The 13,284-nt window shown below is 41.6% G+C and carries 9 protein-coding genes and 1 tRNA gene; all 10 read right to left on the reverse strand.

Going from position 1 to position 13,284, the window contains the following annotated elements; all coding sequences use genetic code 11:
• Positions 1 to 54: 54 nt before the first annotated feature.
• Positions 55 to 4,353 (reverse strand): DNA-directed RNA polymerase subunit beta', encoded by a 4,299-nt coding sequence (rpoC, locus tag I595_RS10410; protein ID WP_054559358.1) that lies wholly within the window; start codon positions 4,351 to 4,353, stop codon positions 55 to 57.
• A 61-nt stretch (positions 4,354 to 4,414) separates the two neighbouring features.
• Positions 4,415 to 8,224 carry a DNA-directed RNA polymerase subunit beta gene (rpoB, locus tag I595_RS10415; RefSeq protein ID WP_054559359.1) on the reverse strand — a complete coding sequence of 1,270 codons (3,810 nt, stop codon included), beginning with the start codon at positions 8,222 to 8,224 and terminating at the stop codon, positions 4,415 to 4,417.
• Positions 8,225 to 8,354: 130 nt separating this feature from the next.
• Positions 8,355 to 8,735, reverse strand: a complete 381-nt coding sequence (gene rplL, locus I595_RS10420) for a 50S ribosomal protein L7/L12 (RefSeq protein WP_054559360.1) — start codon at positions 8,733 to 8,735, stop codon at positions 8,355 to 8,357.
• Between the two features lie 52 nt (positions 8,736 to 8,787).
• Complete coding sequence (rplJ, locus tag I595_RS10425) at positions 8,788 to 9,303, reverse strand: 50S ribosomal protein L10 (protein WP_054559361.1); 516 nt, start codon at positions 9,301 to 9,303, stop codon at positions 8,788 to 8,790.
• A gap of 26 nt (positions 9,304 to 9,329) precedes the next feature.
• Complete coding sequence (gene rplA, locus I595_RS10430) at positions 9,330 to 10,019, reverse strand: 50S ribosomal protein L1 (RefSeq protein WP_054559362.1); 690 nt, start codon at positions 10,017 to 10,019, stop codon at positions 9,330 to 9,332.
• Between the two features lie 20 nt (positions 10,020 to 10,039).
• On the reverse strand, positions 10,040 to 10,477 hold the full coding sequence (gene rplK, locus I595_RS10435) for a 50S ribosomal protein L11 (protein ID WP_054559363.1): 438 nt from the start codon (positions 10,475 to 10,477) through the stop codon (positions 10,040 to 10,042).
• Positions 10,478 to 10,626: 149 nt separating this feature from the next.
• On the reverse strand, positions 10,627 to 11,178 hold the full coding sequence (gene nusG, locus I595_RS10440) for a transcription termination/antitermination protein NusG (RefSeq protein WP_054559364.1): 552 nt from the start codon (positions 11,176 to 11,178) through the stop codon (positions 10,627 to 10,629).
• A gap of 4 nt (positions 11,179 to 11,182) precedes the next feature.
• Positions 11,183 to 11,371, reverse strand: a complete 189-nt coding sequence (secE, locus tag I595_RS10445) for a preprotein translocase subunit SecE (protein ID WP_054559365.1) — start codon at positions 11,369 to 11,371, stop codon at positions 11,183 to 11,185.
• 360 nt (positions 11,372 to 11,731) lie between these two features.
• Positions 11,732 to 11,804, reverse strand: a tRNA-Trp gene (locus I595_RS10450).
• Positions 11,805 to 11,927: 123 nt separating this feature from the next.
• Entirely contained in the window at positions 11,928 to 13,115 is a 1,188-nt protein-coding gene (gene tuf / locus I595_RS10455; protein ID WP_054559366.1) for an elongation factor Tu, read from the reverse strand.
• Positions 13,116 to 13,284: the final 169 nt, after the last annotated feature.

Genomic DNA, 13,284 nt, shown 5'->3' on the forward strand with positions numbered 1-13,284 from the left:
AGGTTGAGTTATCGAACCTAAGCTTTGACCCTCCTGAACCATTCTAATTATTCGTTAAAACTTAAACTCCTCTTTACGCGCCATGATTTCATCGTACTCCTCTTTGGACCCTACAATAATACTATCATAATCCCGCATACCTGTACCTGCGGGAATCTTGTGGCCCACAATTACATTTTCCTTTAAGCCCTCCAAGGTATCCACCTTACCGCTTACCGCAGCTTCGTTCAACACTTTAGTGGTTTCCTGGAAAGAGGCCGCAGAGATAAAGGATTTGGTCTGTAAAGAAGCCCTTGTTATCCCTTGCAGAATTGGCGTGGCAGTGGCAGCAACCGCATCCCTTGCCGTTACCAAGTTCTTGTCTGCACGTTTTAACAAGGAATTTTCATCCCTAAGTTCCCTAACCGATATAATTTGGCCAGCTTTCAAGTTTTCGGAATCTCCTGAATCCTCAACGACCTTTTTACCAAATATCTCATCGTTCTCATGGATAAAGTCGTCTTTATGAACCAATTGGTTCTCCAAAAAGATGGTATCACCGGCGTCTTGGATACGAACCTTACGCATCATTTGCCTTACTACTACCTCAAAGTGCTTATCATTGATTTTCACCCCTTGTAAACGATATACTTCTTGTACTTCATTCACGAGGTACTGTTGAACGGCACTTGGGCCTTTGATGGCCAAGATATCCTCTGGTGTTATAGAACCGTCTGATAATGGCATACCAGCCCTAACATAGTCATTCTCCTGAACCAATATCTGATTAGATAACTTTACCAAATATTTCTTTATCTCGCCTAACTTAGACTCGATGATGATTTCACGGTTACCTCTCTTGATTTTACCAAAAGAGACCACACCATCAATTTCAGAAACAACCGCTGGGTTGGACGGGTTACGGGCCTCAAAAAGCTCGGTAACCCTTGGAAGACCACCGGTAATATCACCGGCCTTAGCCGATTTACGTGGTATTTTAACCAAAGTTTTACCTTCTTTTATTTTTTCCCCGTCATCTACCATAATATGGGAGCCTACAGGCAAGTTATACGAACGCAAGGTCTCTCCTTTACCGTCTTTTATTAAGAGGGTTGGAATGAGCTTTTTGTTTCTAGATTCTGAAATCACCTTTTCCTGGAAGCCCGTTTGTTCATCAATTTCCACTTGATAGGTTACCCCTTGATCAATGTTTTCATAAGCGATTTGACCGGTAAACTCCGAAACTATGACCCCATTGTAAGGGTCCCAAGAACAGATAACATCTCCTTTGGTGACCTTGGCACCGTTCTTAATAAACAGCTGCGAACCGTAAGGAATATTATTGGTGCTTAATGTGATTCCCGTTTTTTCATCCACTATCTTAACCTCAGACGTCCTTGAGATCACGATGGTTGCCTTTTCCCCATCATTGATTTCACCAACTACAGTCCTAAGATCCTCTATTTCCGCGATACCACTAAATTTAGCCTCTAACTTGCTTTCTTCTGAAATATTTCCTGCGATACCTCCCACATGGAACGTACGCAAAGTTAACTGCGTACCGGGCTCACCAATGGACTGTGCCGCTACCACCCCAACGGCTTCGCCTCGCTGGACCATTTTATTGGTCGCTAGGTTACGGCCATAACATCTTGCACAAATCCCTTTTGGGGCTTCACATGTTAATGGGGAACGTACTTCCACTTTATCAATTGGGGAAGCTTCAATTTTCTTTACTTCCACCTCAGTAATTTGCTGTCCTGCAGCAACTAATAGTTCCTCCGTGATAGGATCGTATACGTCATGCAAGGAAACCCTTCCAACGATACGTTCGCCCAAAGTCTCAACGATTTCCTCGTTTTTCTTTAGTGCCTGAACCTCAATTCCCCTGAGTGTTTCACAATCTTCTATGTTGATGATTACGTCTTGTGACACATCCACCAATCTTCTGGTAAGGTACCCCGCATCGGCCGTTTTCAGTGCGGTATCCGCTAAACCTTTACGAGCCCCGTGGGTAGAAATAAAATATTCCAAAATAGATAATCCTTCCTTAAAGTTGGAAAGAATGGGGTTTTCAATAATTTCGCCCCCACCAGCAGTCGATTTTTTTGGCTTGGCCATCAAACCACGCATACCTGTTAACTGGCGAATCTGCTCCTTGGAACCCCTTGCACCAGAATCCAGCATCATGTACACCGAGTTAAATCCTTGCTGGTCCTCACGAATACGTTTCATGGCCAACTCTGTTAGCATGGCGTTTGTTGAAGTCCAAACATCAATAACTTGGTTGTAACGTTCATTGTTAGTGATCAACCCCATGTTGTAGTTCATCATGATACCATCAACTTGGCCATTGGCCTCCTCTATCATATCAATCTTTTCCTTTGGAATAATAATATCACCTAAACTGAAAGATAATCCTCCTTTAAAGGCAAACTGATATCCCATGGTCTTGATCTTATCCAAAAATTCTGCTGTTCTGGGTACATCGGTAACCGCCAAAATATCACCAATAATATTACGAAGTGCTTTCTTGTTCAATACTTGATTGATAAAACCAGCTTCTTCCGGAACATGGCTATTGAACAACACCCTACCAACCGTAGTTTCTATAATTTGGTTAACAAGTTCCCCGTCTTCATTAAAATCTTTTGCACGTACTTTAATCCCTGCGTTAAGGTCTACCATTTTCTCATTAAAGGCAATTTCCACTTCCTCTGCAGAGTAAAAAGTTAAGCCCTCTCCCTTAATTTTAACCTCATCAGTAGATTTACGGTGTTTGGTCATATAATACAGACCCAAGACCATATCCTGTGAAGGTACCGTGATTGGCGATCCATTTGCAGGGTTCAATATGTTCTGTGAGGCGAGCATCAACAATTGTGCCTCTAAAATAGCCTCTGGGCCCAAGGGTAAATGTACCGCCATTTGATCGCCATCAAAATCTGCGTTAAAAGCCGTACAGGCCAAGGGGTGTAATCTTATTGCCTTACCTTCTATCAATTTAGGCTGAAACGCTTGGATACCCAAGCGGTGCAAAGTTGGAGCCCTATTCAATAGAACTGGGTGCCCTTTCAATACGTTTTCCAGTATGTCCCAAACAACAGGCTCTTTTTTATCAATAATTTTTTTGGCCGACTTTACCGTCTTTACAATACCTCTTTCTATTAACTTTCTAATGACAAAAGGTTTGTAGAGTTCCGCAGCCATGTCCTTAGGCAGTCCGCACTCGTAAAGATTCATTTCTGGACCAACGACAATGACCGAACGGGCGGAGTAATCCACACGCTTACCTAATAGGTTCTGACGAAAACGACCTTGTTTACCTTTTAACGAATCAGAAAGCGATTTCAGTGGTCGGTTAGATTCCGTTTTCACAGCAGAGGCCTTTCTGGTATTATCAAATAAAGAATCCACAGATTCTTGAAGCATCCGCTTCTCGTTTCTTAAGATTACCTCCGGTGCTTTAATTTCCATCAATCGTTTTAATCGATTGTTCCGTATAATGACACGACGGTACAAATCGTTTAAATCGGAAGTTGCAAAACGCCCCCCATCCAATGGAACCAATGGCCGAAGTTCTGGCGGAATTACCGGAATTACCTTCATGATCATCCATTCTGGAAGATTTTCACGATTTTCCTGGGACTCCCTAAGTGCCTCAACCACTTGGAGTCTTTTTAAAGCTTCTGTCTTACGCTGCTTTGAAGTCTCCGTATTGGCTTTGTGCCTTAGGTCATAGGAGAGTTGTTCCAAGTCAATTCTTCCCAAAAGATCAATCAAACATTCCGCGCCCATTTTAGCAATAAACTTGTTGGGGTCAGAATCCTCTAGATACTGATTTTCAGCTGGTATTGTTTCCAAAATATTTAGGTACTCCTCTTCGGTCAAGAAATCCATTTTATTGATTTCCTCCCCTTCTGGCCCTTTGGCAATACCAGGCTGTATCACCACATAACGCTCATAATAAATGATCATATCCAATTTCTTGGACGGTAGACCTAATAAATATCCTATTTTGTTGGGAAGCGATCGGAAATACCAAATATGGGCAACGGGTACCACAAGATTAATATGGCCCACCCTATCACGGCGTACCTTTTTTTCGGTTACCTCTACCCCACAACGGTCACAAACGATCCCGCGATATCGAATCCGTTTGTATTTACCACAGGCACACTCGTAATCCTTTACAGGCCCAAAAATACGCTCACAAAAGAGTCCGTCACGCTCAGGTTTGTGGGTTCTGTAGTTAATAGTTTCCGGTTTCAAAACTTCACCTCTTGACTCTGCCAAAATAGATTCTGGGGAGGCAAGCCCAATTGAAATTTTATTAAACCTTTTAGGTGCGTTATTATCTTTTATTCTAGCCATAATGCTATAAAGATGTAAATGTTAAAAATGTTCTCTTTAAAATAGTCCTTGAACTATACTACTACTCTTCTAATCTTATATCCAAGCCCAAACCTTTAAGTTCGTGCATCAATACATTAAAAGATTCTGGCAACCCAGGTTCTGGCATGGTTTCACCTTTTACGATAGACTCGTATGTTTTGGCCCTACCTATGACATCATCGGATTTTACTGTTAAAATTTCACGTAAGGTAGATGAAGCACCATAAGCCTCAAGTGCCCAAACCTCCATCTCACCAAAACGTTGACCTCCAAACTGTGCTTTACCGCCTAATGGCTGTTGCGTGATCAACGAGTACGGCCCAATGGATCGCGCGTGCATTTTATCGTCTACCATATGCCCTAGCTTTAACATGTAGATAATACCTACCGTTGCTGCTTGGTCAAAACGTTCACCTGTTCCACCATCATATAGATGAGTATGTCCAAATCTAGGAACCCCAGCCTCATCCGTAAGCTCGTTGATTTGGTCCAAGGTAGCCCCATCAAAAATAGGGGTGCCAAATTTACGGCCCAACTTTTCTCCGGCCCAGCCTAACACTGTTTCATAGATTTGGCCAATATTCATCCGGGAAGGTACCCCAAGCGGATTCAAAACAATATCCACCGGTGTTCCATCTTCTAAAAATGGCATGTCTTCTTGCCTAACGATACGGGCCACAATACCTTTATTACCGTGACGCCCGGCCATCTTATCACCAACTTTTAACTTTCGTTTTTTGGCAATGTAAACTTTTGCCAATTTCATGATACCCGCAGGTAACTCGTCCCCAACAGAGATGGTAAACTTATCGCGCCTAAGGTTTCCTTGAAGGTCGTTCAATTTAATTTTATAGTTGTGCAACAAATCCGCAACGTGCTGGTTGGTCTTGTCATCTGTAGTCCAACTTCCACTCACCAAGTGAGCAAAATCATCTACGGAATTCAACATTTTAATGGTGTACTTTTTGCCTTTTGGCAGTACCTCCTCACCCAAATCGTTCATCACTCCCTGAGACGTTTTTCCACCTACCAAGGTGAACAGTTTTTCTACCAACACATCTTTTAACTGTTGGAATTTTACCTCATACTCCAATTCCAATTTAGCGATGGCCTCTTTATCTTCAGAACGCTTGCGCTTATCCTTAATGGAACGGGAAAATAATTTTTTGTCTATGACAACACCTCTTAATGAAGGTGAGGCTTTTAATGATGCATCTTTTACATCACCAGCTTTATCACCAAAAATAGCACGAAGTAATTTCTCTTCGGGCGTAGGGTCTGATTCTCCTTTAGGTGTAATCTTACCGATGAGGATATCTCCTGGTTTTACTTCCGCTCCAATCCGAATCATACCATGTTCATCTAAATCTTTGGTAGCTTCCTCGGAGACGTTGGGTATGTCATTGGTCAATTCCTCCGCACCCAACTTAGTATCCCTAACCTCCAGAGAGTACTCATCAATATGGATAGACGTAAAGATGTCTTCACGAACCACTTTTTCAGAAATTACGATGGCATCCTCAAAATTGTACCCCTTCCAAGGCATAAAGGCCACCTTCATATTTCTACCAAGGGCAAGTTCTCCTTTTTCCGTGGCATAACCCTCACAAAGCACTTGTCCTTTTTTAACCTTATCACCTTTTTTAACAATTGGCTTTAGGTTAATACTGGTTCCTTGGTTGGTCTTACGGAACTTAATTAAGTTGTAAGACTTATAGTCATCTTCAAAACTTACTAATTTTTCCTCAGCAGTCCTGCTGTATTTCACAGTTATTTTTTGCGAGTCTACGTAATCAATGACCCCGTTGTCCTCCGCATTGATCAATACCCTGGAATCTGTGGCAACTTGGCGTTCTAGACCTGTACCGACAATAGGTGACTGCGGTTTTAACAATGGAACCGCTTGGCGCATCATGTTTGAGCCCATTAGTGCTCGGTTGGCATCATCATGTTCCAAAAATGGAATCAATGAGGCCGATATGGAGGCAATCTGATTAGGCGCAACATCCGTGTAATTAATTTCGGAAGGATCTACCACCGGAAAATCCCCTTCTTCCCTTGCAATAACCTTTTCTTGATCAATGGAACCATCTTCCTTCAACGGAATATTGGCCTGTGAAATTTTCATTCCCTCTTCCTCCTCAGCACTTAGGTAGGTGAAGTTTTTGGTATCTACTTTACCATCCTTAACTTTTCTATAAGGTGTTTCCAAAAAGCCCATAGGGTTCACCTTGGCAAAAACGGACAAGGAAGATATCAAACCAATATTTGGACCTTCCGGGGTTTCGATGGGACATAATCTTCCGTAATGTGTATAATGGACATCACGTACCTCAAAACCTGCACGTTCCCTTGATAGACCACCAGGACCTAGTGCGGATAATCTTCTTTTATGGGTGATTTCAGCTAACGGATTGGTTTGATCCATAAACTGAGACAACTGGTTGGTCCCAAAGAAAGAATTGATTACGGAAGACAAGGTCTTTGCGTTGATCAAATCAATTGGGGTAAATACCTCATTGTCACGAACGTTCATACGTTCACGGATGGTTCTTGCCATACGCGCCAAACCAACGCCAAATTGAGACGATAATTGTTCTCCAACTGTCCTTACACGACGATTGGATAAGTGGTCAATATCATCAATTTCAGCTTTGGAATTGATTAACTCGATAAGATATTTGATTATGGTAATGATATCTTCCTTGGTAAGCACTTGCTTATCCATACCAATATCAAGACCCAGTTTTTTGTTCATTCTATAACGACCAACCTCCCCTAGGTTGTAACGTTGATCGGAAAAGAACAATTTATCAATAATCCCGCGTGCCGTTTCTTCATCTGGTGGCTCGGCATTACGTAGTTGCCTATATATATGTTCTACGGCTTCCTTTTCGGAGTTTGTAGGGTCTTTTTGCAATGTGTTATGAATAATCGCATAATCAGATTGCGTATTGTTCTCCTTGTGAAGGAGTATTGTTTTTACGTCAGCATCAATTATTTCATCTATATGCTCTTTTTCAAGAATGGTATCACGGTCCAAAACAATTTCGTTCCGTTCAATGGATACTACCTCTCCGGTATCTTCATCCACAAAATCCTCATGCCAGGTATTTAACACCCTAGCGGCCAATTTTCTACCCAATACCTTTTTTAGGCCGGCCTTTGAAACTTTTACCTCCTCTGAAAGGTCAAAAATTTCAAGAATATCCTTATCCCGTTCAAAGCCGATGGCACGGAAAAGGGTGGTTACCGGCAATTTTTTCTTTCTATCAATATACGCATACATAACGCTATTGATATCTGTAGCAAATTCAATCCAAGACCCCTTAAACGGTATCACCCTTGCTGAATACAATTTTGTTCCATTGGCGTGGAAGGATTGTCCAAAAAATACCCCTGGTGAACGGTGCAATTGAGAAACCACTACACGTTCCGCACCATTGATAACAAAGGTACCACTAGGCGTCATGTATGGGATGGTACCTAAATATACATCCTGCACAATAGTTTCAAAATCTTCATGTTCCGGATCGGTACAGTAGAGTTTCAAACGTGCCTTTAAAGGAACGCTATACGTTAGTCCACGCTCAATACATTCTTGGATGGAATATCTTGGTGGATCTATAAAGTAGTCTAGAAACTCAAGTACGAATTGGTTACGGGTATCTGTGATTGGAAAGTTTTCCATGAAGGTATTGTACAAACCTTCGTTGCCTCTTTCGTCAGATTTAGTTTCAAGTTGAAAAAAGTCTTGAAAAGATTTAATCTGAATGTCCAAGAAATCCGGATATTCCGGTATGTTCTTAGCGGATGCAAAATTTACTCTTTCAGTCTGATTTGTGAACATCTATGGACAAATTTTGATAGTGAATTCTCTTTACGGGAAGCATGTGCCTTCACATGCTGCTATAAAAACAGGCTAAGGTCTGACCGTTTTTAGCGGAAAGACCTTAACCATAGTGTCTATGTGAAAGCTATTATTTAAGCTCAACTTCTGCTCCTGCTTCTTCCAAAGATTTCTTGATACCTTCTGCCTCATCTTTTGAGACAGCTTCTTTTACTGCTTTTGGTGCGCTATCAACAATCTCTTTTGCATCCTTAAGACCAAGACCTGTCAATTCTTTTACCAATTTAACAACAGCTAATTTAGAACCACCGGCAGCTTTCAAAATTACATCGAATTCTGTTTGCTCCTCAGCAGCTTCCTCGCCACCACCTGCAGCTCCACCAGCAGCTACAGCTACCGCCGCAGCAGCAGGCTCTATACCATACTCTTCTTTTAAAATATCAGCCAATTCATTTACCTCTTTTACGGTAAGGTTGACCAATTGTTCTGCAAAATCTTTTAAATCTGCCATTTTTCTATCGTTTAATAAAATTCTTAATATATAATTGTTAAGTGCGTACTATTTATTTTTCAGACAACGTCTTAAGGATACCAGCTAGTTTACCACCTCCAGATTTAAGTCCAGAAATAACATTTTTGGCTGGTGACTGTAATAAACCAATAATATCTCCGATGACCTCTTCCTTGGATTTGATGTTAACCAAAGCCTCCAAATTCTCATCGCCAATATAAACGGCTTCCTCTATAAACGCCCCTTTCAATAAAGGTTTGTCCGATTTCTTTCTAAAGTTTTTGATAAGTTTCGCCGGAGCGTTCCCTGTTTCAGACAGCATCAAGGATGTATTCCCCTTGAGCACCGCAGGTAGTTCGCCAAACTCCTTATCAGAAGCTTCCATTGCTTTTGAGAGCAATGTATTCTTGACGACTGCAAGTTTAATATTTGCCTTGAAACATGCCCTTCTAAGGTTAGAAGTGGTCAATGCGTCCAGCCCCGAAATATCCGCAAGGTAAATATTAGGGGTTTCGGCCAACTGTGCAGTCAAATCTTCAATTACCGTTGCTTTTTCTTCTCTTGTCATTGTTCTATTTTTAGACTACCCAGTAATTAAACTGCTTTAGGGTCAAGTTGAATGCTAGGACTCATAGTGCTTGACATGTAAAGTGACTTCATGTACACGCCTTTAGCCGCTGCAGGCTTTAGTTTGTTCAAAGTATCAATAAGCTCCTTAGCGTTTCCTGCAATTTTATCAGGAGAAAAAGAAGCCTTACCGATGGCAGCGTGGACGATTCCAGTTTTATCAACTTTAAAATCAATTTTACCAGCTTTAACCTCAGATACCGCTTTGGCAACATCCATGGTAACCGTTCCAGTCTTTGGATTTGGCATTAAGCCCCTTGGACCCAAGATACGTCCCAACGGACCCAACTTCCCCATAACACTAGGCATGGTGATGATGACATCTACGTCCGTCCAACCACTTTTGATTTTATCCAAGTACTCATCCAGTCCTACGTAATCCGCACCAGCTTCTGTCGCTTCTGCTTCCTTATCCGGTGTAACCAAGGCCAAAACCTTTACGTCCTTACCAGTACCATGGGGCAATGTTACCACCCCACGAACCATCTGATTTGCCTTTCTGGGATCTACACCCAAACGAACAGCTAAATCAATCGACGCATCAAATTTAACGTTGGTTATTTCTTTTACTAAAGCCGCAGCTTCATCAATGGAATACAATTTATTCCTATCGATTTTAGCTTGCGCTTCTTTTTGTTTTTTAGTCAATTTTGCCATTTGAAATTGCTTTAAGATTCTTAAAAGGGTCTCTTACCGGCTACCTTTAATCCCATGGACCTTGCGGTCCCAGCAACCATACTCATTGCTGATTCCACGGTAAAAGCATTTAAATCCACCATTTTATCTTCGGCGATTTGCTTTATCTGATCCCAGGATACAGAACCATTTTTAACTCTGTTAGGTTCGCCAGATCCTTTTTTGATCTTAGCTGCTTCCATCAATTGAACTGCCGCTGGAGGTGTCTTAACAACAAATTCGAAAGATTTGTCTTTGTATACCGTGATAACCACAGGCAAAACTTTTCCCTGCTTGTCTTGGGTTCTAGCATTAAACTGCTTGCAGAACTCCATTATGTTAACACCGGCAGCACCTAAGGCGGGTCCAACCGGTGGCGACGGATTCGCTGCACCTCCCCTAACTTGTAATTTAACTACCTTGTCTACTTCTTTTGCCATTGTTTCTAATTAATGTAAATCTGTGCCAATTGGAAGCGACACAATTTCTATATGTAACAGCTCTCTGTTTTTTACTTTCTACCTAAAAAATAAGAATACGAGTAACCCTTAATCAACAGATATTGGATTGGTTTACCGTTATTCTTCAATTATACTTTCTCTACTTGCATATAACTTAATTCCAATGGTGTCTTTCTTCCGAAAATCTTCACCATGACCTCAAGTTTACGTTTCTCTTCATTTATTTTTTCCACGGTACCATTAAAACCGTTGAAAGGACCGTCTATCACTTTTATGGTTTCGCCAATGATGAAAGGGATGGCCACACTATCTGTGTTCACTGCAAGCTCATCTACTTTTCCTAACATTCTGTTTACCTCCGACTTTCTTAATGGAACGGGATCACCGCCTTTGGTCTCACCAAGAAAACCTATGACATTGGTAATGGAACGTATGATATGAATCATTTCACCTCCCAAATTGGCCTTAATCATAATATAACCTGGGAAATAGGTTTTTTCCTTATTGATTTTTTTGCCGTTCCTTATTTGAACTACCTTTTCAGTAGGCACAAGAACTTCCTCTAGATAGTCTGCGAAACCGTGTCTCTCGACCTCACTTTCAATATACCCTTTGATTTTGTTTTCCTGTCCGCTTACTGCACGAACCACATACCATTTTTTTTCCAATACCTCAGACATCGCCTTACCCTATTAAATTATCAAAATAGAGCTGAATCAACTCACTAAAAACGGTGTCAACACCCCAGGTTGCCAAAGCAAACAAAATTGAGAAAACCGCAACCACTACCATAAGGTTTGATGCTTGCTCCTTACTTAACCAAGTAACATTGTTTTTTAACTCTTCCCAAGATTCCTTTACGTATGTCAACATAACATGTATTTTAACTCAAAGAGGTTTCTTTTTTGACCTCATTTATATTCATCTGGCCTGCCAGTGACAACTGTTAATTACTTACAACTAACAATCACAAGGGCTCATTAAAAACCATACGGTCACGGCCTAATGAATAACGGCTTTATTTCAATAACATCTAGAGACCTTTTCAAAAAAAATCGCCAGCCGCTATAACCTATTACAATTACTCACACTCCTTTGTGCTTTGCACGGGCGGAGAGGCTTCCTTCGACTACGCTCAGGATAAACTTCTCGCACTGCCTTCTGCTTTGCACGGGCGGAGAGGCTTCCTTCGACTACGCTCAGGATAAACTTCTCGCACTCCTTTGTGCTTTGCACGGGCGGAGAGGCTCGAACTCCCGACACCTGGTTTTGGAGACCAGTGCTCTACCAACTGAGCTACGCCCGTAATTGGGAGTTTTAACACGCTATCCAAAACGTCCTATATACACCCGTTTGTATTTACACTTAAAGGTATCCCGATAAAAATCGGGATACCCCTTTGCGTAAACTAGATTATTTATTCAGGATATTAATCCAAGATTTCTGTAACCTGACCAGCACCAACGGTTCTACCACCTTCACGGATAGCGAAACGAAGACCTACACTAAGGGCAATAGGCTGAATCAAATCAACATTAATGGTTAGGTTGTCACCAGGCATTACCATCTCCACACCATCAGGCAACCCAATGTTACCAGTAACATCCGTTGTCCTTACATAGAACTGTGGACGATAATTGTTATGGAACGGGGTGTGACGACCACCTTCTTCTTTTTTCAAGATATAGACCTCAGCCTTAAACTTGGCGTGTGGCTTTACGGAACCTGGCTTACAGATTACCATACCTCTTTTGATGTCTGACTTTTCAATACCTCTTAGCAGAATACCTACGTTATCACCAGCTTCACCCCTATCAAGGATTTTACGGAACATTTCTACACCAGTAATGGTGGAAGCTAACTTTTCCGCACCCATACCAATGATGTCTACAGCATCACCAGTATTGGCAACTCCTGTTTCTATACGTCCGGTAGCTACCGTACCACGTCCAGTAATAGTAAATACATCTTCAACTGGCATTAGGAAGTCTTTATCAACATCCCTCTTTGGAAGTTCAATCCACTCATCAACAGCTTTCATCAACTCCATAACGGTGTCAACCCATTTTTGTTCCCCGTTTAATGCACCAAGTGCAGAACCAGAAATCACAGGTCCATTATCACCGTCATACTCGTAAAACGAAAGTAATTCCCTTACTTCCATTTCTACAAGCTCTAGTAGCTCTTCGTCATCAACCATGTCCACTTTATTCAAGAAAACAACAATTCTTGGAATACCAACTTGGCGTCCAAGAAGGATATGCTCCCTTGTTTGTGGCATAGGACCGTCAGTTGCAGCAACAACCAATATGGCACCGTCCATCTGAGCAGCACCGGTAACCATGTTCTTTACGTAATCCGCGTGACCTGGACAGTCAACGTGGGCATAGTGACGGTTTTCTGTTTGGTACTCCACGTGTGAGGTGTTAATGGTAATACCCCTTTCCTTTTCCTCAGGAGCATTATCAATTGAGTCAAAGCTTCTGAGCTCAGACAATCCTGCATTGGCCAATACGGTTGTAATAGCTGCAGTCAATGTGGTTTTACCGTGATCTACGTGTCCAATAGTACCAATATTTAAGTGCGGTTTGGAACGATCAAAAGTTTCCTTTGCCATTTTAAAGTGATTTTAATCTTAGTTTATATTAGTGTACAAAATCGTTTATGAGTCTTTGATGCGATTTGAAATTTACACTGACCACTGGCAGCGGCGACCAAAAGGCCACGTTAAGAAAAACAAATCAATATATCAGTTTAACCCTATCTTTTTTTTGAGCCAATGACGA

The organism is Croceitalea dokdonensis DOKDO 023 (assembly GCF_001306415.1).
In the GTDB taxonomy this organism is placed as follows: Bacteria; Bacteroidota; Bacteroidia; order Flavobacteriales; family Flavobacteriaceae; genus Croceitalea; species Croceitalea dokdonensis.